Here is a 25,271-nt window from a genome sequence, read left to right on the forward strand (position 1 = left end):
GCGCTGGAGTCGGCGAGGACGGGTAGAACGGTGATGGTCGGCTAAGGGGCGTCAGGTCGAGCCAGGTCTTAATACATAAGGGTGAATACATCATGCAGGAAATTGGCATTGGCATTATCGGTACGGGCTTCATGGGAAAAACTCACGCCTTGGCCTATCGCGCCGTGGCAGGCGTGTTCCCTGAATCTTTACGTCCGAAACTCGTTGCGGTTGCCGATATCGACGCAGACGCCGCGAAGCGCGCCGCAGCGCAGTTTGGCTTTGCGCGAGCGAGCTCGGACTGGAAGTCACTCGTGACTGATCCAGCGGTCGACATTGTGTCGATCACTACGCCCAACCTGGTGCACAAGGAGCAGGCGCTCGCGGCGATTGCCGCGGGCAAGCACGTGCATTGCGAAAAACCGATCGCGCCTGGCGCTGCGGACGCGAAGATCATGATGGAAGCGGCAGAGGCCGCCGGGGTAGTGACGCAGGTGGGTTTTAACTACATCAAGAACCCCATCCTGGGTCTCGCCCGGTCGCTGATCGCCTCAGGTGAACTCGGCGACATCGTGAGCTTTCGCGGCATTCACGCGGAGGACTACATGGCCGACGCCGACGCACCATACAATTGGCGAGTGGACCCCTCTGGCGGCGGTGGTGCGATTGCCGATCTCGGCAGCCACATAATCGGAATGTCGCGCTTCCTGCTGGGGCCGATCGTGGAGATCAACGCCGATCTGCAGACGGTTGTGAAGACTCGACCGGTCGGTCCGGGGGCGACCGAGCGAAGGAAGGTCGAGGTCGATGACATCGGCCGGGCCATCGTGCGGTTCGAACGCGGCTGCAGCGGCAGCATCGAAGCCAACTGGGTCGCGCTGGGCAGGAAGATGCAACTGGGCTTCGAAGTGACAGGCACGAAGGGCACGCTCGTCTTTTCGCAGGAACGCCTGAACGAACTGCAGTTCTATCGCGCCGGTGCTGATCCCCATACGGCAGGTTTTGTCCGTATCGAGTCCGGGCCACAACACGCACCATACGGGAATTTCATCGTCGCCCCCGGACACCAGCTCGGTTTCAATGACCTGAAAACGATCGAAGTCGCCGATTTCCTGCAGGCCATCGCCGGCGGCGAGCGAAGAGGGCCCGATTTCCGCGAGGCATGGGAAATCCAGAAAGTTATCGACACCGCCATCCAGTCTTCGAGAGAGAGACGCTGGCTCGCTGTTTCGTGACACACCCGGCGCGCCCGGACTGGGCATCCGGGTTGTGGGCGCGCTGGGCCGGACCGGTAAGGGTATGTTGAGTCTGGAACCGCCGGCCCGGAGACCTCGTTACTTGGTACGGAAATCTGGCTGGCGATGGGGTGGACCAAGCTGATCGATCGACAGTACGGCGCAGGAAGGGTGCAGCTGTTCATGCAGGAGGGCATGCGCTTCGTCGCGGCCGTGCCGCGGCCTCACAGGACCGGCAGCTTGGCGGGGGAGTCATTCGGGACAGTGTGAACAGGTGTGAGATTATCGATTGAGGACGGCCACATCGGCGACGCTGACCGGGTATTGCGACTCAGACTTGCCGGAGGCGAACACTGGTGGCATCGTTTGGCTGACAGGACTACCAGCGACACGAGACGCAACCGGAATGACGAGCGAAAAGAAACCGAAGATGACCAAGGAAACGACCGCCGAGCAGATTATCCCGGAGGAGAACTACGAGGGGATCGTCAACGTCATCACCACGGAGTACCCCAGGCTGTCCGAGCGGTATCAGCAGGTAGCGCGGTTCTTTACGCAGAATCCCAACGTAGTGGCGCTGGAGTCGATCAACGCGATCGCGGCCAAATGCGGCGCACATCCATCCATTCTGGTGCGTTTTGCACAGAACTTCGGATATTCCGGCTTCAAGCAACTCCAGGCGGTGTTTCAGACCCGTCTTGCGACCACCGCTCCGGGTTTTCGTGAGCGCATCAATGCCCTGGAGGTGGATCTCAAGCGCAACGTCGATCAGGGCAACCTTGGGTTTCTGCATGACCTCGTGGTGCGCGACATCGCGACGCTTCAGGCGCTGTTGAGCAGCGTGACCGAGGAAAGCCTTACGCAGGCAGCGCACTATCTGAAGAACGCGCAGACGATTTACATCGCTGGCCAGCTTCGTTCGGAACCGATAGCGCAATTTCTGCGCTATATCCTGACGATGCTGCAACGCAAGGTGATCCTGCTCGACGCGTCCGGCGGCCTGGCACCGGAAATGGCCTCGACGATGACGGGGGAAGATGTGCTGGTCGCCATCTCATTTCGTCACTATGCCAAGGAAGTCGTCATGATCTCGGACATCGCGGCGCGGGCGGGCGTGCCCATTGTGGCGATTACGGACAGCCAGCTTTCGCCTCTTGCCAAGGACGCAGGCGTGCTCTTTACCATTCCGGAAGAGGAGTACACGTTCTCGCGTTCGCTTGCTGCTCCCATGTGCCTGACGCAGTGCATCGGCATTGCCCTCGCTGCGCTTCTTCAGCCCGGTCATGACGGAGCGCCGCGCATTGCGACCGTCACAGAGAAGGAACGGAACCGGGGCAAACGGTCCCGACAGCGCACGGAATGATGCGGCTGATCTAACAGGCGAATCACGTCCGTCCAGCATAGTAGTCGCGCCAGGTTTTCTTCCCGCACTCCCCGTTACTGCCTGGTGTCCCCGGGCTGTCGGCGCTCGTGCGCAAGGTGCAGAACGCACTGGGAGAAACCCTTAAGCAATGTTTGTTGCTAACACACGTTATCTGCAATAAAGTTTGAAAAAGCCGGGCGGTGCGACGAGCCCGCTGTTATTCCGAACGTGTGAGGAGAAGACAATGTCGACCATTCGCTGCACCGTGGCCCAAGCCATAGTGCGTTACCTGAAGAGCCAGTTTACCGAGATCGACGGAAAGCGTGTTCCGCTCTTCCCGGGCGTCTTCGGTATTTTCGGACATGGCAATGTCACCTGTCTTGCAGAAGCGCTCGAAGCGGTAAAAGACGAATTTCCTACCTGGCGTGGCCAGAACGAGCAATCGATGGCGCTCGCCGCGATTGCCTTTGCAAAGGCGAAACGTCGGCGCCAGATCATGGTCGCCACCTCGTCGATCGGGCCTGGTGCGACCAACTTTGTGACCGCAGCTGGCCTCGCACACGCCAATCGGTTGCCGATCCTCTTCCTGTCTGGCGACACATTCGCAAGCCGCCGTCCGGATCCTGTATTGCAGCAGGTTGAGCATTTCAACGATCCGTCGATGACGGTCAATGATGCGTTCAAGGCGGTCACCCGGTACTGGGACCGCATCACGCATCCGGAGCAGATCATCTCATCGCTGCCACAGGCGGTAGCCGTGATGCTGGATCCTGCGGACTGCGGCCCGGCTTTCCTCGGTTTGTGTCAAGACGTCCAGGAAGTGGCATTCGACTATCCGGCAGCGTTCTTTGAACCGACGGTTCACTCGATTCCCCGGCCGAGGCCCGATAGCGCTCGCGTGGCGCAGGCCGTGGCGGTGCTCAAAGAGGCGCAGCGTCCCATCATCATCGCCGGAGGGGGCGTACGCTACTCGGAGGCTGAGCAGGCCGTAGTGAAGCTTGCTCAAGAGCGCGGTATTCCCGTCGTAGAAACAATCGCGGGCAAAGGCACGCTCACGCACGATCACCCGGTTCACATCGGACCGCTAGGCATCATCGGATCGACCTCGGCCAACGCGCTTGCTGGCGAGGCGGACGTTGTTCTCGCGATCGGCACGCGGTTGCAGGATTTCACTACCGGCTCGTGGAGCTGCTTTTCACACAGCGCGAAGTTTGTTGCTATCAACACAGCGCGCTTTGACGCGGTCAAGCACCGGTCGCTTGCGCTAATCGGTGACGCGCGGGAAACCGTCACCGAGCTGGATGCCGCGCTCGGAGACTGGCACGTGGATGCGTCATGGCTCGAGCATGGCCGGCGTGAATTTGCACGCTGGAACGATGCCCTGGATGCAGGCCAGAAGCACACAGATGCCATCGTGCCTACGTACGCGCAGGTTGTCGGCGTCGCGAATGAAGAAGCCGCGGAACGCGACTATGTCATCTCTGCTGCGGGCGGTTTGCCCGGCGAACTGGTCAAGGGTTGGCGCGTCAAGGCGCCAGGTACGTTCGATTGCGAGTTCGGTTTTTCCTGCATGGGCTACGAGATCGCTGGCGGCTGGGGTGCAGCGATGGCTGATCCGTCACGTGACGTCTTTGTCATGGTCGGCGATGGCTCATACATGATGATGAACTCCGACATCTATTCGTCAGTGCTGGCGGGACACAAGATGATTGTTCTTGTGTGCGACAACGGCGGCTTCGGCGTCATTAACCGGCTTCAGAACGGCAAGGGCGGAGCATCGTTCAACAACCTGCTGAAGGACAGCAAGGTCAAGGAGGCCTTCCCGGTTGATTTCATCCGCCATGCCGAATCGATGGGAGCACTGGCTCGCCGCACTAATACGCTCGACGAATTGCGCGATGCCTTGAAGTGGGCGAAGTCGAACGACCGGACCACCGTCATCTCGATCGTGACCGATGCATTCGCGTGGACGCCGGGCGATGCCTGGTGGGACGTCGGGGTTCCGCAGGTAAGTGAGCGCGAAGAGGTGCAGGCCGCGCGCAAGGATCAGGAAAAGGGCCGTACGAAACAGCGCATCGGCGTTTGATCATTCCTTCTACGGGAAACAGATATGACACTCAAAGCAAAGCTGGGCATTGCTCCAATCGCCTGGTCCAACGATGACCTGCCGCAACTGGGCGGCGATACGCCGCTCGAGACGTGCCTCGCCGAGAGCGCTGAAGCCGGGTTCCTCGGCGTCGAAACGGGCGGGAAGTTTCCGAAGACGAGTGCCGAGCTGAAGCCGCTGCTGTCGCGCTTTGGCCTGCGGCTTGTGTCGGGGTGGTATTCGGGCACCGTCCTTGACTCAGACCTTGAAGCGGAAAAGGACAAAGTGCTGGCGCAGCTTGCGTTATTTCGCGAATGTGGCGCCGCGTGCCTGGTGTACGGCGAGACCGCTGGCACCATCCAGAACCGCCAGAATGTCCCTCTGACAGGTCGACGTACGCTCAACGACGACGACTTCGTGACATATGGCCGCAAGCTAACGAAGTTCGCCGAGTTCTGTGCCGAACAGGACGTGCCGCTCGCGTTTCACCATCACATGGGTACCGCGATTGAAAGCGCACAGGACATCGACCGTCTGATGGCCCATACCGGCGAGGCGGTGCATCTTCTGCTCGATACCGGGCACGCGGTGTTTGCCGGCGCCGATCCAATCGCGATCCTGAACCGGCACGGAAAACGGGTTATTCATGTGCACGCGAAGGACATCCGCGACGGTGTTCTGACCGGATTGGACCGGTCACATGAGTCCTTTCTGGACGCGGTGCTCAAAGGCGTCTATACGGTGCCCGGAGACGGCGCGATCGATTTCGCGACTGTCGCGCAAAAACTTGCCGAGATTGGTTACGAGGGCTGGTTTGTGGTCGAGGCGGAGCAGGATCCCGCCAACGCTCCGCCGCTCGAGTACGCGAGAATTGGACATCGTTCGCTCACCATGGCGTTGCAGCGAGCGGGCTACGACATCGAAAGGAGCACGACATGAATCAGTTCGAGGGAAAAATTGCTGTTGTCACCGGTGGCACTCAAGGTCTGGGCGCCGCAATTGCCACGCTCTTTGCACAGCGAGGCGCAGAGGGAATCATCATCTGCGGTCGCTCGCGTGAGAAGGGCGAAGCAAAAGCGAGAGAACTGACTGCCGCGACAAAGGCGAAAGTGGTGTTCGTACCAGCGGACCTGTCAAGCGTCGAGGACTGCCGTGTGGTCATCGCGGCCGCTGACCAGTCGTTTGGTCGGGTCGACGCGCTCGTCAACGCAGCAGCCATCAGCGATCGCGGCACGATTCTGGACACAACGCCGGAACGGTTTGACGAGATGTTTGCGACGAATGTGCGTGCGCCGTTTTTCCTGATGCAGGACGCGATCAAGCTCATGCTTCGAACGGAAACCAAAGGCACGATCGTCAACATCTGTTCGATGGCGAGTCTGGCGGGTCAACCGTTCATCTCCGCTTATTCCGCTTCCAAGGGCGCACTAGCCACCCTCACCCGAAACACCGCGTTTGCGGCGCTGAAGAACCGGATTCGCGTGAACGGCCTGAACATTGGATGGATGGCATCCGAGGGCGAAGACCGGATCATGAAAACGTACCACGGGGCAAAGGACAACTGGCTCGATGAGGCCGCGCAGAAATTGCCTTTTGGCCGCCTGATCGATCCTGCCGAGGTGGCACGCGCTGTAGCGTTCCTGAGCAGTGACGAGTCCGGGCTGATGACAGGGTCCGTGGTCGAGTATGACCAGTCCGTGTGGGGAGGATACGACGAGCCCCCAAGCCCGAACGCGGCGTTGTGACCGGTCAACGAACTCGGGCCGCCAGTGATCGCGGCGCACGTCGCGCCGCACTTCTCGAACTTGAATGAGGTCGTGGAAATCATGCGTACCATCAAGGGGCCGGGCGTTTTCCTGGCCCAGTTCGCAGGCAATGAGGCCCCCTTTAGCACGTATGCCGGACTGGTTGACTGGGCTGCAGACAAGGGCTTCACGGGAGTTCAACTGCCGGCGTGGGACGCGAGAGTCATCGATCTCGCGAAGGCCGCCGAGAGCCAGACGTATGCGGACGAAATCAGGGGCGTGGCAGCGGCACGCGGTCTGACGGTGACCGAACTCGCGACGCACCTCCAGGGCCAACTGGTAGCCTCTCATCCCGCCTACGACGTGATAGCTGATTCGTTCGCACCGCAGGCGGTGCGCGGCAATCCGCAGCGGCGTCAGGAATGGGCTCGAGAGCAGTTGTTGCTGGCTGCCAAGGCTTCGCGCCGGCTAGGACTTGACCGTCATGTCACTTTTTCGGGCACGTTACTTTGGCCCTACCTGTACCCTTATCCGCAGTGGCCCGAAGGGCTGATCGATGAGGCATTCGATGAGCAGGCACGTCGCTGGCGGCCCATCCTCGACGCGTTTGATCACGAGGGTGTCGACCTGTGCTACGAAATTCATCCGGCAGAAGATCTGCACGATGGCCTGACCTTTGAGATGTTCCTCGAGCGCGTCGGCAATCACCCTCGTTGCAACATCATGTATGACCCGAGTCACCTGGTCCTGCAATCGATCGACTACCTCTCCTACATCGATCACTACCACAAACGCATCCGTATGTTTCATGTAAAGGACGCTGAGTTCCGCCCGAACGGCAAAACCGGGGCGTACGGTGGCTTCCAGCCCTGGGCCAGTCGCGCCGGCAGGTTCCGTTCACTCGGAGACGGGCAGGTTGACTTCAAGTCCATTTTCTCGAAGCTCTCAACCTACGATTTCGACGGCTGGGCCGTCCTCGAGTGGGAATGCTTTCTGAAAAATTCCGAGGATGGCGCGGCTGAAGGTGCACGCTTTATTCGCGATCACATCATCAGCGTATCAGACCGGGCGTTTGACGATTTCGTGAAATCGGGCGCGGACCGCGCGTCGAACCGGGCGATCCTCGGCCTTGGACAGGAGGCGCAATGAATAGCACAAGGATCAACAGGCGTTTGCGTCTTGCTATGGTTGGCGGAGGCGAAGGCGCATACATCGGTGGCATCCACCGTTATGCATCGCGTCTCGATGACCAGTACGAGCTTGTAGCGGGTGCGTTCGACATCTCCGCCGAAAAAGGGCGGGCGTTTGCTGGGAGCGTTGGCGTCGAAAGCGATCGCGCGTACGGCAGCTACCTCGAACTGATCGAAGGTGAACGTACGAGAGCAGATAAGGCAGACATCGTTTCAATCTGTACGCCAAACCATACGCATTTTCCGATCGCGAAGGCATTGATTGAAGCAGGCTTTGACATCATTTGCGAAAAGCCGATGACGACCACCCTGGAGGACGCGGTGAGCCTGCATCAGTTGGCGCGGTCGAGCGGCCGCTTCGTTGGCGTCGCCTATACATATAGCGGATATCCGCTTGTACACGAAGCCCGCGCGCTGGTCGCGCAAGGCGTGATCGGCACGGTGCGGGTGGTGCAGGTCGAATACCCGCTCGAGTGGATGGCTACGGCGATCGAGGTCGCTGGAAATGCCCAGGCGCAATGGCGGACGGATCCAAAAAAATCCGGGCGGGGCGGAAGCATCGGAGACATTGGCACACATGCCTACCATCTCGCCGCCTTTGTGAGCGGATTGCAGCTCGACGCGCTATGCGCCGATCTGGCGACCTTCGTCCCGGGTCGATCATTGGATGACAATGCGCACGTGATGTTGAGGTACGAAGGAGGCGCTCGTGGCCTGCTCTGGTCGTCGCAGGTAGCGATTGGTCACTCTAATGGGTTGCGGCTTCGGATAACTGGCGACAAAGGCAGTCTCGCATGGGCTCAGGAACAACCCAATGAGCTCCTTCATACACCGCTCGGCGGCGCACCCGCCACGATCAAGCGCGGCCGTGACGATGTTTCAGACGCGGCAAGAGTCCGGACGCGTACCCCTCCGGGACATCCGGAGGGATATATCGAGGCCTTTGCCAATCTCTATGGTGGGTTCGCCGAAGCGATTCGGGCGCGGTTGGACGATCGGCAGGTCGGCCCGCTCGGCCGAGACATACCGGTGGCCTACGATGGTTTGAAAGGCGTGGCGTTTGTCGACGCGGTGGCAGACAGCTTCGAGCGTGGATCGGTGTGGGTAAAGCCGGAATTCGTCTAGTGGCGCGAGGAGTCGGTCGATAATCCAGCAAGCAGGACGCTGGCATATTCCGGGGCAGAGAAATGCAGTTTATCGTTATCGAAATTGATTGTTTCATTAGCAATGCCATGCAATAAAATCTGATCGTTCATTTCTGCGTTGAGCGCGTCAGATCCATGAGATGAGGAGGCAGAGATGACAGTAACCAATCCCAACATCATTGGCGCCTTGCTGAAATATGCTGGGCGGTACCGCTGACTTTCGTAACGGGAGAATCCCGGGCATGGTCTTGCAAGTGAACCTGTCCGGGAACTGTCTGACGCCAGCGGTCGACGAGGAGACCGTTTTCAATCGGGAAGCAGCCTCTTATGAATTGCAATTCGAAACCCGTTACAGCGGTGACTGCCAAGACTCCCGGGACTGCGGTGGGACGCAGCGTGTTTTGCCTCAGTGCGGCGGTCTTTATCTGTGGGATTACCTTTGGCGCCCTGTTGCCGGTCGTTTCTATTTTCGTCGGGCGACTGCTCGGGTTCAGCGATGTCATTGCCGGTACGGCTGTAAGCGCGCATTTTCTTGCGACACTGCTCACGCGCGGATATGCCGGACGTGAGGCTGACCATTTGGGAGCCCGCAGGTCGATGTTGCGGGGTTTGTTGGCGTGCTCCGCTGCCGGCGTGGCATTCGCTGGTGCAACGCTGTTTACGGGGGCACCCGTTTTTCAGCTGGCGTGTGTAATGGTCAGTCGAGTGTTTTCGGGTTTGGGAGAAAGCCAGCTCATCACAGGTGCGTTGACCTGGGGAATCGGCCTGGCGGGTGCGCAGCGCTCGGGCAAGGTGATGGCGTGGAACGGAATGGCGCTATATGGCGCGATTGCAGTCGGTGCGCCATGCGGCATGGCACTAGTTCACATCGGAGGCTTCACTCTGGTCGGCGTCGCGATGATTGGACTGCCGTTGATTGCGTGCGTTGCGGTACTTAGCCTTTCAGCGGTCCCAGCCAGCGGTGGACATCGCAGCGGTTTTCGTGAGGTACTCGGAGTCGTCTGGCGCCCCGGGATAACCCTCGCGTTGCAAGGTTTTGGTTTTGCTGCGATCGGCTCCTTTGTTTCCCTTTATTTCGTTGCGCGGGGATGGGCAAATCCGGGGCTGGCTTTATCAAGCTTCGGCTTTGCTTTCGTTCTGGTCAGGCTGTTGCTCGGTTCGTTGCCTGATAGGTTGGGCGGGTATCGGGTCGCCCTGGGATCGATGTGTGTCGAGGCAGTCGGCCAACTCATCATGTGCCTGGCGTCCAATAGTGCGATCGCCGTATTGGGTGCAGCCGTGACAGGAGTGGGATGTTCGTTGATGTTTCCGGCGCTCGGATCGATGACCGTGAAGCGAATGCCATCGCACAGCCGGGCCATCGCCATAGGAACCTTTACCGCTTTCCAGGATGTCGCCTATTTCGTAACGGGCCCGCTTGCGGGTCTGATCGCGTCAGGGCTGGGGTACCAGGCCATCTTCGGGGCAGGTGTGGTTACGTCGTGTGCCGGCGTCGCCATGACGGTATGGAGCAAACGGGCAACATGACTGCTCATCAGTATGCGGCAGACAGGGTGAGTCGTCTGATTGCAGTCTCGCGCAGATTGTTGGAGATCGGCCAGGTTCCATTGCCGACGCAAACACGCTTTGCGGCAACGATTTGAAACCTGGTAGCGATGCCGGAAAAGATGCCGAATTGGTCGGCTCACTGCATATAAAGTTCGTACAACATATTAAATAGAGATTGTGAAGTTGCTGAACAGAACGGAGTGTTTACGATTTGAACCAACGGATCGACTCGTGCCGCAAGACACACCGTGCGGTGAATCATGGGACCTATCGTTTTCCCTCGGTTCACCTTGCAGATCGCGCTGCCTGGCGAGGAAAAGCCTTGTCGCAAGGGGATCTTGGCTGATCCGGGCGACCTCGGGACGATCGGTGAAGGCGCACGCAAACCTTGACATGCAACAAAAATTGCATAATATAGATTATGCAACATTAAGTGCCTGTCACACCAGAGCGCCGCCCCATAGCCACATCGACGAATGACGGAATGACCCGTTTCGCACGACTGTCAGTCGCGTGTGAATGGCAGCAAGAAACCTGGTGAAAGTTAGTTTTGCATCGATGTACCTAGCCGGTCGGACCCGGCGACCGTCAATCAAATTGGAGACATGGTATGACTCGCATTGCCGTATTGGGCGCTGGACGAATCGGCAAAATCCATGCTGCAAACGCTGCTGCTAGCCGGCACGCGTCGTTAGTCGTGGTAGCTGATCCATTCGAAAATGCCGCTCGGTCGCTCGCAGAACAACTTGGATGCGAGGCGGTTTCGAATCCCCTGGACGCAATTTCGCGTGCAGATGTAGACGCTGTGATCATTGGCACGCCAACCGACACGCACGTCGACTTGATGTTGGCCGCGGCGCGTGCGGGGAAAGCTGTGCTTTGCGAAAAGCCGGTGGATCTGGACATTAAGCGCGCCGACGCCGCGGTGGCAGAACTGGAAGCACTGGGGGCACGGGTGATGCTGGCATTCAACCGGCGTTTCGATCCTAGCTCGATCGAGCTTCGACGTGCCATCGACGCAGGCGATATTGGCGACGTCAGACAGGTGATCATCTCGAGCCGAGACCCCGGGCTGCCGCCGCTGGATTATTTGAAGCATTCGGGCGGAATCTTCAGAGATATGACCATCCACGATTTCGACATGGCGCGATGGCTGCTCGGTGAAGAACCCGTGTCGGTGATGGCTGTTGCGAGCAGGGTCGTGGAGAGCACGCTCTCAGAACTCGACGACTTCGATACGTTGATGGTGATCATGCAAACGGCGTCAGGGAAGCAATGTCACATCAACTGCTGCCGGGAAGCCGTCTACGGATACGATCAGCGGTTCGAAATTTTCGGCTCGCGGGGAATGCTGCTGAACGAGAATTTGAGGCCTACAACCGTGCGTCGATATACGGCGGAGCAAACCGAGTCTCGGCAACCCTTGCTCAACTTTTTCCTTGAGCGCTATGCCGACGCATATCGGGCCGAACTCGAAGCGTTCCTTACGGCATTGCGCGACGGCCTGCCGATGCCGGTCACGCCAAAGGATGGCCGTCAGGCATTGAAGCTTGCGGATTGCGCGGTGGAATCCGTGAGAACTGGACGAATGGTAAAGGTCGACTAAGGGGCGACCCTCTGGCTCTGCGATTGGCCCGTTCCATGATTGCCAATGGCACGTTAGCGCGATTGTCAATTTCTGCCCTACGCACGCGGGATCAGATCAGCGAAGGATTTACGGCAATTTCATCGTTGCGCCCGGTCATCAACCCGGCTTCAACGATTTGAAAATAATCGAGGTCGCTGACTTCCTGAAGGCGATCGCAGGCGGGCCGATGACTGGACAGGACTCTCGCAAAGTACGGGAGATTCAAAAGGTTATCGACACTTCCATTCGCTCCTCGCGAGAGAGGAGTTGGCTCAGCGTGTCTTAAGTCACCGAAGGATCACGGCCTTGATGCCGTGACGTTTACAAAATCAGGAGACGTGGTCTATGGCTATTCTCGAGTTAAGGAATGTATCGAAAAGCTTCGGCGCGATTCAAGCCGTTTCGGACGTCAGCTGTTCGATTGCAAAGGGTGAAGTAGTCGCCCTCATGGGAGACAACGGCGCAGGAAAATCTACGCTCGTCAAAATGATTGCCGGCAACTTTTCGCCGACCGGTGGTCAGATTTCTGTGGACGGCGAGCTTTGTCATTTCAATCGGCCAATCGATGCCAGAGACAAAGGTATCGAGGTGGTTTATCAGGATCTGGCGCTGAGCGATAACCTGACGGCCGCCGGAAATGTCTTCCTCGGCCGTGAACTGAAGCGCAAAGTTGGCCCGTTCAGCATCCTGGACGACAAGGCCATGGCCGAACGCTCAGCCGAACTTTTTGCGGAACTGAAATCTGAGACTCGCCCGTGGCAACTCGTACGGAGAATGTCGGGCGGGCAGCGCCAGGCTGTGGCAATCGCCCGTACTCGTCTTTCCAATCCGAAGCTCGTTCTCATGGACGAACCGACCGCAGCCATAAGCGTTCGACAGGTCGCCGAAGTCCTTGCCCTGATCGAGCGGCTCAGAGACACGAATCACACGGTGATCTTGATCAGCCACCGCATGCCCGACGTCTTTGCGGTTTGCAGCCGCGTTCTCGTCATGCGTCGCGGTCGGAAAGTTGCGGATAAGAGCATCGCCTCAAGTTCGCCTGAAGAAGTCACAGGGCTGATCACGGGTGCGATCGAATCGGCCTGACAGCGATCCAGGAGGCAATTATGATGAACAAGCAATCCGCAACGAGGATTGATGATTTTAGCGCCATCGTCCAACGGCGCAAGTCTGGCTTTCTACAGTCCATTACACATGCTCAGCCAGTGTGGGTCTTTTTGGCGATGCTGCTCGTCTGCTTCGTAATGAGCTTTGTGAGTGACAAGTTTATGTCGACACAAAACCTCTTCAACACGAGTCGAAATTTTGCCTTTACAGGCATCATGGCACTGGGTATGACGACCGTAATTATCACCGGCGGCATCGATTTGTCGATCGGTTCGGTGATGGGCGTCTCAGGAATTGTGCTTGGGATAGTAATGGCTGGAGGGCACTCGATCTGGATCGGACTAGCGGCGTGTCTCCTGACCGCGACAGTGTGTGGTCTGGTTAACGGGGTGCTGATTGCATATTTCCGCATGTCGTCGTTTGTTGTAACACTCGGGATGCTCGCGATTGCCAGATCGCTCGCTCTGGTTTTCTCGAACAACAAGCTCTTTTGGGAGTTTGGACCTGATCAGGCACTTCTGTTTCAAATCGGAGGAGGAACGACGGCGGGCATTGCGAACCCCGCCTGGGTGCTGGCAATCATGACAGTGGTCTTTATCCTGGTGTACCGCTACTCGGCATGGGGACGGCATGTTTTCGCGCTCGGCGGAAACGCCGCGGCGGCGAAGCTGTGCGGCATCCCCATTGAGAGACTTACCGTCTCGGTCTACGTCCTGTCGAGTCTTACAGCAGGCATCACCGCTTTTCTGATGGTCGGTTGGCTTGGCTCGGTAACGAACGCCTTAGGACTATCAAGTGAGTTGCAAGTGATCGCGGCGACTGTTATCGGGGGCGCAAATCTAGCCGGTGGTATCGGCTATGCCATCGGCGCTCCGATCGGCGCAGCGTTAATCGAGGTTATCCGCAACAGCCTCTTATTGGCCGGCGTCGACCCCTACTGGCAGGGCACGTTCCTCGGCGGATTCATCATTCTTGCAGTAATGCTGGAGAAGTTGCGTCGCAAGTCGAGTGACTGACTCGACGGATTCTTAATAAAATTATGGAGGAGTGCACGATGAAAAAAGCATTGTTGCCGCTGCTGGCGCTCGGGGCTGCCCTGTGCGTCCAGTCGCTCACTGTCCGCGCTGAGGATGTCTATGCGCTAGTTCCCAAAGCAATGAACAATCCCTACTTCGACCTGGCTCGTGACGGATGCAACAGCGTAACCGACAAGTTGAAGGGCGGGAAATGCCTCTATATTGGGCCATCGGAGGCCAACGAGCAGGAGCAGATTCAAATCATCCAGGATTTGATTACGCGTCACGTCAAGGGTATTGCGGTGTCACCTGCAAATGCGCCGGCGATCGCACGTGCCTTGAAGGCGGCGCAGGAGGCTGGCATTCCGACGATTACCTGGGATTCGGATCTTCTCCCGCAAGACAAGTCATATCGGCAGGCCTACGTGGGGACGAAGAACTACGATATCGGTGTGAATCTGGCGAAGCTTCTGCAGCAAATGAAACCGCAGGGAGGCAAGATCTGTCTGCAGTCGGGCGGGGCTGCAGCCGCGAACCACAATGAACGGCTGCAGGGGATTCGTGACACGCTGGCTGGCACACATGGCAGCACCCCGCCTGGAAACCGCTTGACGGGGCAACATGGCTGGACAGAGGTCGACGGGTGTCCGCTTTTCACGAACGACGACAGCGCAAAGGCGGATCAGCAACTGTCGGATATTCTGACGAAGTATGGAAGTCAGCTGGACGCGTTTGTATCGACTGGAGCGTTCACCCAGTGGTCGGATAACGCGTACCGCCAGGCCGTACAATCGGTGCTTCCGAGGATCAAGTCAAAGCAGCTCGTCGTTCTTGTTGCGGACACGCTGCCCATGCAGTTGAAGCAGCTAAAAGATGGCTACAGTAACGGCAATGTGGGGCAGAGACCGTATGAGATGGGTGCAAAGGCGATTCTGATGCTCCAAGAAATTTCATCAGGAAAGAAGGTTTCGGACCCCACGTATACCGGCATCGATATTTGCACGGCCGACACCTTGGACACCTGTCTCAAGCATTAACGGGTGCCAACTTCCGCAGTGGCGACGGGATTTTCTTCCGTCGCCCTGCGGAGCTAGGACTGTGCCGTTCAGTGAATACCATTGTCAAAGCCCAGTGTGCGGCGAGGCTCGGATCGCGATGTTAGCGTTCGGCTTTGGCTGCGAATGTCAAGCGAGCACGTCCACTGTTTTTGTGCCAACACGCCATGCGATCAAAATCCGCCATCGTAGTTTCATCGTCCTGGAATTTGTCGAACCGTTGCGCCGGCACCATGCTTCGCTCGCGATTTCGGACTCGACTCAGCCTTGGACCTTTACACGTGCACGAGCACACCGTGTCGCAGATTGGCCGTGCGTAGCGGCGCAATTCGCGCTGAACCAGTGAGGTTGTGCGTTATGCCGTTCGACGCGCTACGGTGACCAATGGCCACTGCGACGCCCTAACACTGCCGAGCATCGCTTTGCACATATCAAACAGCTTCCTCGGAACCTCGGACAAGCGGGTAGCGCTTTGGTCTTCACCGATAGCGCTTGGCAGCCTTCGATTTTCCCGATTTCCACGAAAGAGATTCCTCATTCGGCTCTGTGTCTCCATCGTTGACGGATATACACTCGGGCCAAAGTTACACCAGAACAACGACGGAGACGCGCCATGCCGCAAGCAGCCCTCTGCTTCGAGATCCCCCGTACTTCGATGAAGCGCACTCAGCGGACGCGGTCAGCAACCGCTTTGGTCAAGTTATCGTCGGACTACGAGCGGCTACAACAAGCAAGCGTAACTGAAGACGCAGGACAGTCGGCATGCCTGAGGTGCTCTGACCGGAACCGGAAGAGAGCGACGTCTCCCTGCGAGTGATTTGCGCTCCGCACTCCCAACCGAGATCCGAATGCGATGAGGGCGGCAACGATGCGGGCACTTCTTAAACAGATGTAGGAAACGCGCTTTCCGCGCGATTGATGACGGGCGCTGGCCCGGTTTTTGGCGTTGTCGAATAATCAGGCGCTGCCGCCAATATCAAGTCGCCACGATCGGATTTTCACCAGGCAGGTGATTAATATAGTAGTACTACATACACAAATAGAGGAGATTTGATGAGAAAGGTTCTGTTTGGGCTGTTCGCAATGACGGCAGCGGCGTCGGCGAGTGCGCAAAGCAACGTCACGTTGTATGGCATCGTAGACAACGGGCTTCAATACGAGACTGGCTTGCCGAAGGGGCACGTGTTCGGCGCACAGAGTGGCGGATGGGCCCAGTCGCGATTCGGCCTCAAAGGCGTCGAAGATATCGGAGGCGGTACACAGGCTGTTTTCCACCTTGAGTCTCGCCTCAACACACAAAACGGTAGCCTGGCCAACGGCAGCTTCTTCGAAGGGCAGGCGACTGTAGGTTTGCGCAATGACACATGGGGTCAACTGAAATTTGGCAACATGGGCTCGGCCGAAATAAGTCAGTATTCGGGTGATGTCGACCCGCAGCAGACGAAGAAGTATGCGATTGGTACGCTGGTGCGTGGCCGGATCTTTTCGCAGGCGGGTAATGGTATTGAGTATCTGTCGCCGCAGGTCGCGGGATTTACGCTGCAGGGGCAATACGACCTGACGAACTCGACGAAATGGAACTCCGGGAATCCGGGAAGCGCGCCGGGCCAGTTGGGCTCATCGAGCGGTCTGGGTAGCGCTCAGGGGCGATCGGACGGCATCAAGCTGTCGTACCAGACAGGCGGCCTTTTCTGGCAGGCCACATATGATGAGGTCCGCGATCCCAACGGCCAGTTCAGCAATGTGTACCTGGCCTCGCGCTCTATCCTTACGGGTGCGACCTACGCGTTTGGCCCCGTCGTTGCGTATATTGGCTATCAGCACCTCAGCGCACCCAACGCGTCCAATGCAGGATACTTTGGTACGGCCACTCCGACAACGCTGCCGTCAGGCACATCGCTGCCGACAGCAGTCAATCACGAATGGATTGGGGCCATCTGGCAGACCACGCCAGCGCTTTCGATCACCGGTGCGGTGTATCACGCAAACGCCAATCACGGCAATGGTAACGCGACGCTATACACACTGGGCACGAACTATTCGCTGTCGAAGCGGACGCTCCTCTATACCGAGCTCGGTTACGTTCGGAATAGTTCAACGTCCAATCTTGGGCTAGACAGCGGGCTGTATGGCGCGAACACTAATAACGACCCGGTGAGCAGCGCCGCGTCCAGCACAAACCCGAACTATGGCAAGAGCCAGTTCGGCGTAATCGCGGGTATCGCCCACCAGTTCTAGGGCGCGTGGAAGGGGTTCGGGACAGTTTGTATCTCGAACCTCGGCTGGGGCGGGCGCACTTTTCCGTGTTATCTAACCGTTCCCGCCTGAAGGCTGACTTCGCGCCAGACGATTTGCGAGCGGGGTTCGACCGCGAGATTAGGAGCCGACAGGAGCCGACCAGTCGCAACCCGATCCCCGCTCGCTTTGGACACTGCCTCCATCAACATCGTTATGAACGAAACCGGCTCGCTATATGCTCCGGAATGTTCTCCGGCGTCACGACGACGACCGATGAGGAGGGCGATACGGCAGACGCTGGCAGGAGCTTGTGGAAGTGCATGATGTGTTGGCACGCCGATCGCATGTCCTGGCGCAGGTCGTGATATAGAATCACTTGCACCTTGCCCTCGCGCAGCAGGCGCACGTTGTCTTTGTCCAGATCGTGCCCGATAAAGCAAAGCGGTGATTGCTGTTGAGCTTCGAGTGCTCGGAGAATGGCGAGATTCCCACCTCCCATGGAGTAGACCGCAGCGATACGGGTATGTGCGGCGAGGACCTTGCGGACTCGTTCTTCCGTGGGCGTGTCAAGGCCGTGGCCGCCACTGGCGTCAATTAACGTAAGCTGTGGAGATCGGTTCCTCAGCGCGCGTCGAAAGCTTATTTCACGTTCCTCCTCGCCCCTGAAGCGTTCGTCGCTCATCGTTATCAGGATGTTACCGGGCTGCGGACCTAATAACCAGGCAAGAAGGTATGCGGCAGTGGCGCCGGCGGCCCGATTGTCCAGCCCCGCGTATGCGACGCGACGGGACAACGGGATATCGGTGAAGATCGTGATCACTGGAATGCCGCGGCGCTGTAGTTCGCCTATTGCCTCCGCAATTTCGGGAACATCGCGCGCCTTCAGGAAAACCCCATGGCTTCCTCTGCGGCCAATTGACCGAAGAGCTTCGAGTACCTCAGCCGTTGTCATCGTTTCGCGCATCAGGAAACGCGGCCGAAAGACGACCGGGCGCAACGCGGCCAATTCTGCTTCAAGTGCATGTTTGATTTCGTCAGAAAAGCGTGCAGGGGCTTCCACGACTACATCGACTACGAGCTTCCGACCGGCGCTCGCCAACTGCACTTCCTGTCTTTCGAGTTCCTTGATGGCTTGCTCGACTCGCTTGCGTGTGTGTTCGCGAACATGAGCGCGCCCATTCAGCACCCGGTCGACTGTTGCCACTCCGAGCCCTGCCTGCAGAGCTATCTCCTTTATAAGAAAGCGGTGAGCCATTCCTGCGCCTCGTGTTTGATGGTCTTTTGATGGTTCATGATATCCCGGCACCAGCTACGGATGCCATGTTTCAGAAGCAGGGTGACTGCTGCCCGACGCGTGATGCGGCGGACGTCAGGCAGCGGATCCCGTTGTTCGACTGTCAGCAGATCGTTCACATCGCGTGTGAGTAAATGATCACACGTTGCCACGCAACACGGCACAAATTCACGGCCAGGTCAGGGTAACTCCGAATATTGATGTGTTTTTGATGTGTTTCGTGTCTCCCGTCGATAGATTTTCTGGCTTATGATCTGCTGCGTGCGGGAAGTGGCTGGCTGGACGTACTTATCGATGGCGCTCGCCTGCGTGCACTGTCGTGCTGCGTGAGCTTGAGGAAAGGTGGGAAGGTGCAAGCAGATGGACCAGTTCAAAGAATTACAGCTATTCGTTGAGGTTGCCGAGACGGGCAGTATCAGTCGGGCTGCGGAGGCTGTGGACCTCTCCATCTCCGCAGCAAGCCGCTACCTGATCTCGCTGGAGACTCGACTGAATGTCCAGTTGGTGCGCAGGACGACGCGGAATCTCTATCTCACGGAGGCTGGCGCAGAATTTCACCGGCGCTGCAAGTCCATCCTGGCAGACCTCGGCGAAGCTGAGTCGGTCATCAAGGAAGCGATCGTACGGCCAAGTGGCGTGCTTCGCGTTACTGCGTCGCTCTCGTTCTGCATGCTGCATATTGCGCCTATGCTCCGTGAGTTTACGGCGTGTTATCCGGACGTCACGGTGGATGTTGTGGCAGCCAATCGCTACTATGACATCATCGAAAATGGCATTGACGTCGCAATCCGTACCAAGGTTCTTGAGGCGGACAGCAACATAACGGTCAGGCGGCTTGCCGCGACCCGGCGAATCCTGGTTGCGGCTCCTTCGTATATCGAAGCAAATGGTTTGCCATGCTTCCCGGCAGAATTGGTCAGGCACAAGGTATTGAATTACGCACTCGCCGACAATCCCCGGGAACTCGCATTCTGTCGCACAGGCGAATCGGTTCTCGTCAAGATCAAGCCTCTTCTTGAATCCAACGACGGCCAGATACTTCGGGTCGCCGCGCTCGACGGTATGGGCATTCTCGTGCAGCCCAAGTACATTGTGTACGACGACCTCAAGGCGGGCCGCCTGGTTCCAGTGCTGAATGACTGGGACCTGCCCCGGCTCACGATGAACATTGCATTCCAGACCCGCGCTCATATGCCGGCAAAGGTTCGCCTGTTTATCGACGCACTTGTCGAGCGGTTCCAGCAGAACGAGTACGAGCGGCACTGGACCGCATGACGGTCGCGCGGCACAGTCAACCTGCCGGCCCTTCCCACTTTCCCACCTTGCACGAAAGAGATTCCCTTTTCAGCTCTGTTTTGCCGGCTTCGAGGAATATAGACTCGTCTCAAAGCTGTACGAAAACATTGAAGGAGACGCTCCATGCAACATGCAGCACCCTCTGTTTCGCCATCCCCATCACCGTATTTCGATGAAGCGCGCTCGGCCGACGTCGTCAACGCTCGCATGGGACAGAATGCCGACGAGCGGCTGCAACAGGTCATGACGACTCTGGTCAAGCATCTGCATGCGGCGGTGAAGGAAATCGAGCCGACGCACGAAGAGTGGTTTGCCGCGATTCGCTTCCTGACTGAAACCGGTCAGATGTGCACCGACTGGCGACAGGAGTACATCCTGCTGTCGGACATCCTCGGCGTTTCGATGCTTGTCGACGCGATCAATCATCGCCGGCCGAACGGGGCCACACCGAATACGATTCTCGGCCCGTTCTATGTCGCGAATGCACCCGAATATGAGCACGGCACGAACATCTGCCTGGACGGAAAGGGCGAGCCTCTGGTCGTTGCAGGGCGTGTGACGGACATCGAGGGCACACCTATCGCGAACGCGAAGCTCGAAGTCTGGCAGACCAATGACGATGGCTTCTACGACGTCCAGCAAAAGGGGATTCAGCCGGAATCGAATCTGCGTGGCGTATTTACCTCGGATGCAGAAGGCCGGTACTGGTTCAGGTCCGTCAAGCCGCGCCACTATCCGATTCCCTCGGACGGGCCGGTCGGGAAATTGCTCGGCGCAATGGGGCGCCACCCGAACCGTGCGGCGCATCTGCATTTCATCGTGACCGCGCCGGGCTACGACCCTGTCATTACCCACATCTTCACGCCTGATTGCCCTTATCTCCCCGAGGACGCGGTTTTCGGCGTGAAGCGGGAACTGATTGCCGAATTCAACAAGATTGACGACCTCGGCGCAGCATGGGAGCTCGGCTTCTCAGCTCCCTTTTGGTCAGTGACCTGGGATTTCACTCTGGCAACTTCCACGAATCCGGCGCGGGCAATCGCATGACTGTGCTGCATGTAGCACCAAGTTTCGTCGAACATTTTGAACCGTCTTGAATTGCAGGAGCAAACTGAAATGAGCACCAAAGACATCGAACTGCTGGCTGCGTACTGGACTATTGCCGGCGACGTCTATCCGTGTGGACCGGCCGAAATCAGTCCGTTCCCGCTGCGAGACCGTTGCGAAGCGGCATCGCGTGCTGGCTGGAGCGGCATCGGCCTCATCCTCGATGACCTCGAGTACAGCGTCGGGAAATACGGGCTCTCCGGCGTCAAGAATATTCTGGACGACACGGGCATGAAGAACTTCGAGCTCGAAATTCTTATGGACTGGTACCTCGACGGCGAGGCCCGTGCCAAATCGGACAGTTTCCGTCGCCGTGTCATCGAACTGGGCGGCGAACTTGGCATGCGCAATTTAAAAATCGGCGCGAGCCCCTTCGACGAAAGTCCGGCTGACTTTGCGCGCATGACCGACGAATTCGCGAAACTTTGCCAGGACGTCGCGACAGTTGGCGCGACGGTCGCAATCGAATTTATGCCTTTTTCTCCCATCCGAAACATCGGAGACGCGCTGAAGATTGCTGAAGGCGCCGACCAACCCAATGGTGGCCTGATGGTTGACCACTGGCACGTAGCACGCGGTGGCAGCCCCTATAGCGAGGTCGCCCGAATCCCAGCGCGCTTCATCAAGGGAGTAGAACTGAATGACGTAGGCGCGCAGGTTAAAGGAACGCTGTTTGAGGACTCGAGCTTTAACCGCCAGCTTTGTGGCGAAGGTGCCGGCGACTGTCCCGCCTTTATTGATGCCCTGCAACAAGCAGGTTGCACGCTTCCTTATTACGGCGTGGAGCTCATCTCCGAGAAGCACCGGAAGTTGCCGCTCGACGAGATGGCAAAGCGCGCCTACGACACCACCATCGCTCAGTTCTCGGCAAAAAGCGCGACTTCTGCCTGAAGCGCTTGACCTTAAACCACAAAGTACTTCTGGAGACTCACATGATTCGAATCGCTGTACTCGGCGCTGGCCGGATTGGTCGTATTCATGCAGGCAACGTTGCCGCTAGCCCGAACGCGAAGCTGGTTGTCGTAGCAGACCCCTTTGAGAAGGCTGCCACCTCGCTCGCCGAACGACTCGGCTGCGAAGCGTCGACGGATGCCTCGGCTGTCCTCGAGCGTGATGACATCGATGCCGTTGTCATCGGCACACCGACGGACACCCACATCACGTTCATGTTGCAAGCGGTGGCGAAAGGCAAGGCCGTGCTGTGCGAAAAGCCCATCGATCTGGACATGGAGAAGTCGCTCGCAGCGGCGAACGAGGTCGAGCGCCTCGGCGGTCGTGTGATGCTTGCGTTCAACCGCCGCTTCGACCCGACGTCCCAGGCATTCCGCAAGGCGATCGACGCAGGCGATGTGGGCGAGGTACGCCAGGTTGTCATCTCCAGTCGCGATCCGGGTATGCCACCCCGCGATTACGTCGAACACTCCGGCGGGATCTTCCGGGACATGGTGATTCACGACCTCGACATGGCCCGCTGGCTCCTGGGCGAGGAACCGGTCGAAGTAATGGCAATGGCGAGCCGGCTCGTCGATTCGTCGCTGGCAGAGCTCTCCGATTTCGATACGGTGATGGTGCAGTTGCGGACCGCTTCGGGCAAGCAATGCCACATCAATTGCTGCCGCGAGGCTGTGTACGGCTACGACCAGCGCATGGAGGTGTCCGGGTCCAAAGGCATGCTCCTGCAGGAGAACCTCCGGCCTTCGACGATCCGTCGCTGGACGAAGGAGGCAACCGATGTCCGCGAACCCCTCCTCAACTTCTTCCTCGAGCGGTACGAAGCGGCCTACAAGGCTGAACTCGAAGCGTTCGTCGAGGCACTGCGTACGAATGCACCCCTGCCGACCTCGGTGCAGGACGGCCTCAAGGCATTGCGTCTGGCTGACTGCGCACTCGAGTCCGCGGTGTCGGGGAAATCGGTCAAGGTGTAACTGGCAATCAGGAGGAGACAAGACATGACGCGAAAGATTGATGCCAACGAAACGGTAGGCGTGGCGTGCCTCGGCATTACCCATCCGCACACGTCCGGTCGGGTCAAGGCAATCCAGCGTCGTTCCGACGCGAAGATGCTCGGTGCGTGGGACACCAGTCCGTTGCTCGAGCCGTTCGTGGACGCGCTCGGCCTCGAAGCGCGCACGAAAGACGACATTCTCGCCGACGACAACGTGCACGTCGTACTCGTCCACTCGAAGAGCGAGAAGATGGCCGACCTGACCATCGAGGCACTCGAGGCCGGCAAGGCAGTGCTGTGCGAAAAACCTGCTGGCCGCAGTTCCGCGGATGCCAAACGCATCGTCGAAGCGGTCGAGCGTACGGGCGGTCTCGTGCAGGTGGGCTACTGCTGGCGCTTTGCTCCGTCGGTTGACGCCATGCAGGCGGCGCTCAAGAGCGGCCGCCTCGGAAAGGTGGTCCAGGTGCGAGCGCACGGCGGCTGCTCACATGACGAGGCGGGAACGGCACACATGACCCAGCCGGGCGACATCGGCGGCGCCGTTTTTGTCATCGGCTGCCACCTCGTCGACCGCATTCTGCTGCATTTTGGCCTGCCGCGATCCGTCAATGCCCGTATCACGAAGTTCCCGAACTTCCACGGCGACGAGTCGCGCGAGGATGCAGCGGGCGCCGTGCTGAACTACGAAGACAAGATTGTCGTCATCGACTTCATGTCGTGGGACGTGCTGCCCTGGACGGAAAGCTGGGACATCACGGCGTACGGCACCGAAGGCATCATGTCTTCCCGTTCGCTGCCGTCGAGCTACAAGATCTACGACGCGGGCAAGGGCGCCCATCCGGAAGGATGGACCGAATGGCAGGAAACGAGTTTCCCCGAAATCTGGGCCACGAAGAAGACCGAATATTCGCCCGACATTGCGGAAATCGGGAACCCGGTTTACTTCGACCGCGAATCGAACGCATTCTTTGACGCGCTTCGCAACAGCACGCCGTCGGTTGTTCCCGCCACACAGGCGTACAACATCAGCCGCGTCATTGAGGCGATGTTCGCTTCGTCGAAGCGGGCCGGCGCAGAGGTCTTTATCGAGTAGGAAGGTGAGCGGCTGGCCTCGTTTCGGGGCCAGCCATCAAGAACTGACTAACGAAAGTCAGAAGTAAATTATGTAATCCTTATCAGGAGACAAACGATGAGCATCATCAAAAACGTCGCGGTGGTTGTGGCCGTCTCGATTGCACTGTCTGCGGCTTCCCTATCCGCTTACGCGCAGGACAAGGGCGTCATTGGGATTTCGCTGCCGGACAAGACGGAGTCGCGGTGGATTACCGATGGCAAAAGCATGATTGACGCGCTGAAAGCGAAGGGCTATTCCGCCGATCTCCAGTACGCCAACTACGACGTGCCGACTCAGGTCAACCAGGTCGAGAACATGCTGGCCAAGGGCGTCAAGGCGCTCGTGATCGCCCCGATCGATGGCAAGACCTTTTCCGACGCTCTGGCGCTTGCACAACAGAAGGGCATCAAGGTCATCTCGTACGATCGCCTGATCAGCCAGACCAAGAACGTTGACTACTACGCCACGTTCGACAACTACGGCGTGGGTGTCCTGCAGGGCCAGAGCATCGTCGCCGCCTGGCAGAAGAAGGGCAGCAAGACCCCCTTCAACATCGAGGTCTTTGGCGGCTCGTCGGACGATAACAACGCGCATATGGTCTACGCCGGTGGCATGTCTGTGCTCAAGCCGTATATCGACAGCGGGAAGTTCGTCGTTCGCAGCAAGCAGGTGCCATTCGAGAAAGTCGCCACCCGCAACTGGGACGGCGCCACGGCCCAGTCCCGCATGGACAATCTGCTGAGCGCCTTCTATGGCAACAACCGGCTCGATGCCGTGTGGACGCCGAACGACGCCATCGCGATCGGTGTGATTTCTTCGCTCAAGGGTGTCGGCTACGGTTCGGCGCAACAGCCGATGCCGGTCGTCACGGGACAGGACGCGGACCTGCAGAACGTCAAGGGAATCATCCGCGGCGACCAGACCACGACCGTGTTCAAGGATACGCGCAAGCTGGCCAGCATCACGGCCGATATCGTGGACGACGCGCTGACTGGAAAGCCGGTGCCAGTGAACGACACGAAGAGCTACAACAACGGCGCCAAGATCGTTCCGACCTATCTCGTGAAGCCCGCACTCGTCGACAAGGACAACTGGCAGTCGGAGCTCGTCAATAGCGGGTATTACACGCAGGCGCAGCTGAAGTAACGAAGTTCTGGCTTTCGTGGGTGCCGGGCGTGTAG

Annotated in this window: 22 protein-coding genes; 19 read left to right on the top strand and 3 right to left on the bottom strand. The window is 58.4% G+C overall.

The features are described from left to right. The first annotated feature begins 92 nt into the window (after window positions 1–92). The 7 genes from AC07WT_RS03405 (at window position 93) to AC07WT_RS03435 (ending at window position 8,723) form a co-directional block, all read left to right on the top strand. Window positions 93–1,214, top strand: coding sequence for a Gfo/Idh/MocA family protein (locus AC07WT_RS03405; RefSeq protein WP_494946043.1), 1,122 nt, complete (start codon window positions 93–95; stop codon window positions 1,212–1,214). Window positions 1,215–1,620: 406 nt separating this feature from the next. Beyond that, window positions 1,621–2,577, top strand: a complete 957-nt coding sequence (locus AC07WT_RS03410) for a MurR/RpiR family transcriptional regulator (protein ID WP_494946044.1) — start codon at window positions 1,621–1,623, stop codon at window positions 2,575–2,577. A gap of 184 nt (window positions 2,578–2,761) precedes the next feature. After that, window positions 2,762–4,663, top strand: a complete 1,902-nt coding sequence (gene iolD / locus AC07WT_RS03415; RefSeq protein WP_494946045.1) for a 3D-(3,5/4)-trihydroxycyclohexane-1,2-dione acylhydrolase (decyclizing) — start codon at window positions 2,762–2,764, stop codon at window positions 4,661–4,663. 24 nt (window positions 4,664–4,687) lie between these two features. Then, window positions 4,688–5,602 carry a myo-inosose-2 dehydratase gene (iolE, locus tag AC07WT_RS03420; protein ID WP_494946046.1) on the top strand — a complete coding sequence of 305 codons (915 nt, stop codon included), beginning with the start codon at window positions 4,688–4,690 and terminating at the stop codon, window positions 5,600–5,602. After that, window positions 5,599–6,408 (top strand): SDR family oxidoreductase, encoded by an 810-nt coding sequence (locus AC07WT_RS03425; protein ID WP_494946047.1) that lies wholly within the window; start codon window positions 5,599–5,601, stop codon window positions 6,406–6,408. Before iolE ends, AC07WT_RS03425 begins: the two co-directional genes overlap by 4 nt. Before the next feature lie 81 nt (window positions 6,409–6,489). Next, window positions 6,490–7,557, top strand: coding sequence for a sugar phosphate isomerase/epimerase family protein (locus AC07WT_RS03430; protein WP_494948376.1), 1,068 nt, complete (start codon window positions 6,490–6,492; stop codon window positions 7,555–7,557). Next, on the top strand, window positions 7,554–8,723 hold the full coding sequence (locus AC07WT_RS03435) for a Gfo/Idh/MocA family protein (protein ID WP_494946048.1): 1,170 nt from the start codon (window positions 7,554–7,556) through the stop codon (window positions 8,721–8,723). The genes AC07WT_RS03430 and AC07WT_RS03435 overlap by 4 nt, the downstream gene beginning before the upstream one ends. Here AC07WT_RS03435 and AC07WT_RS03440 read toward each other — a convergent pair. After that, window positions 8,720–8,923, bottom strand: a complete 204-nt coding sequence (locus AC07WT_RS03440) for a hypothetical protein (RefSeq protein WP_494946049.1) — start codon at window positions 8,921–8,923, stop codon at window positions 8,720–8,722. The two genes, AC07WT_RS03435 and AC07WT_RS03440, sit on opposite strands and share 4 nt — an antisense overlap. 147 nt (window positions 8,924–9,070) lie before the next feature. On the opposite strand from AC07WT_RS03440, the gene AC07WT_RS03445 reads away from it, so the two are divergent. The 6 genes from AC07WT_RS03445 to AC07WT_RS03470 all read left to right on the top strand — a co-directional run bounded on the left by AC07WT_RS03445 (window position 9,071) and on the right by AC07WT_RS03470 (window position 17,334). Next, a complete protein-coding gene (locus AC07WT_RS03445) occupies window positions 9,071–10,270 on the top strand; it encodes an arabinose transporter (RefSeq protein ID WP_494946050.1) in 1,200 nt (399 codons plus the stop codon). Window positions 10,271–10,901: 631 nt separating this feature from the next. Continuing rightward, window positions 10,902–11,897, top strand: coding sequence for an inositol 2-dehydrogenase (gene iolG / locus AC07WT_RS03450; protein ID WP_494946051.1), 996 nt, complete (start codon window positions 10,902–10,904; stop codon window positions 11,895–11,897). Between the two features lie 366 nt (window positions 11,898–12,263). After that, window positions 12,264–13,004, top strand: coding sequence for an ATP-binding cassette domain-containing protein (locus AC07WT_RS03455; protein ID WP_492592525.1), 741 nt, complete (start codon window positions 12,264–12,266; stop codon window positions 13,002–13,004). A gap of 20 nt (window positions 13,005–13,024) precedes the next feature. After that, window positions 13,025–14,041 (top strand): ABC transporter permease, encoded by a 1,017-nt coding sequence (locus AC07WT_RS03460; protein ID WP_494946052.1) that lies wholly within the window; start codon window positions 13,025–13,027, stop codon window positions 14,039–14,041. 38 nt (window positions 14,042–14,079) lie between these two features. Continuing rightward, window positions 14,080–15,078: a sugar-binding protein gene (locus AC07WT_RS03465; protein ID WP_494946053.1), complete on the top strand. Its 999-nt coding sequence runs from the start codon at window positions 14,080–14,082 to the stop codon at window positions 15,076–15,078. 1,071 nt (window positions 15,079–16,149) lie between these two features. Next, window positions 16,150–17,334 carry a porin gene (locus AC07WT_RS03470; RefSeq protein WP_492592528.1) on the top strand — a complete coding sequence of 395 codons (1,185 nt, stop codon included), beginning with the start codon at window positions 16,150–16,152 and terminating at the stop codon, window positions 17,332–17,334. A gap of 211 nt (window positions 17,335–17,545) precedes the next feature. On the opposite strand, the gene AC07WT_RS03475 is transcribed toward AC07WT_RS03470, so the two are convergent. Continuing rightward, window positions 17,546–18,589 carry a LacI family DNA-binding transcriptional regulator gene (locus AC07WT_RS03475; protein WP_494946054.1) on the bottom strand — a complete coding sequence of 348 codons (1,044 nt, stop codon included), beginning with the start codon at window positions 18,587–18,589 and terminating at the stop codon, window positions 17,546–17,548. Beyond that, window positions 18,568–18,747, bottom strand: coding sequence for a hypothetical protein (locus AC07WT_RS03480; protein WP_494946055.1), 180 nt, complete (start codon window positions 18,745–18,747; stop codon window positions 18,568–18,570). Before AC07WT_RS03480 ends, AC07WT_RS03475 begins: the two co-directional genes overlap by 22 nt. Before the next feature lie 241 nt (window positions 18,748–18,988). Between AC07WT_RS03480 and AC07WT_RS03485 the strand changes: the two genes are divergently transcribed. From AC07WT_RS03485 to chvE, 6 genes are all read left to right on the top strand, one after another. Next, window positions 18,989–19,903: a LysR family transcriptional regulator gene (locus tag AC07WT_RS03485; protein WP_494946056.1), complete on the top strand. Its 915-nt coding sequence runs from the start codon at window positions 18,989–18,991 to the stop codon at window positions 19,901–19,903. Between the two features lie 144 nt (window positions 19,904–20,047). Further along, complete coding sequence (locus AC07WT_RS03490; protein ID WP_494946057.1) at window positions 20,048–20,971, top strand: intradiol ring-cleavage dioxygenase; 924 nt, start codon at window positions 20,048–20,050, stop codon at window positions 20,969–20,971. Window positions 20,972–21,040: 69 nt separating this feature from the next. After that, window positions 21,041–21,922: a sugar phosphate isomerase/epimerase family protein gene (locus AC07WT_RS03495; RefSeq protein ID WP_494946058.1), complete on the top strand. Its 882-nt coding sequence runs from the start codon at window positions 21,041–21,043 to the stop codon at window positions 21,920–21,922. Window positions 21,923–21,963: 41 nt separating this feature from the next. Next, window positions 21,964–22,956, top strand: a complete 993-nt coding sequence (gene iolG / locus AC07WT_RS03500) for an inositol 2-dehydrogenase (RefSeq protein WP_494946059.1) — start codon at window positions 21,964–21,966, stop codon at window positions 22,954–22,956. A gap of 24 nt (window positions 22,957–22,980) precedes the next feature. Next, window positions 22,981–24,069: a Gfo/Idh/MocA family protein gene (locus AC07WT_RS03505; RefSeq protein ID WP_494946060.1), complete on the top strand. Its 1,089-nt coding sequence runs from the start codon at window positions 22,981–22,983 to the stop codon at window positions 24,067–24,069. 96 nt (window positions 24,070–24,165) lie between these two features. After that, window positions 24,166–25,236 carry a multiple monosaccharide ABC transporter substrate-binding protein gene (chvE, locus tag AC07WT_RS03510; protein WP_494946061.1) on the top strand — a complete coding sequence of 357 codons (1,071 nt, stop codon included), beginning with the start codon at window positions 24,166–24,168 and terminating at the stop codon, window positions 25,234–25,236. Window positions 25,237–25,271: the final 35 nt, after the last annotated feature.

This window comes from Paraburkholderia sp. GW821-FHT02A12, assembly GCF_059422005.1.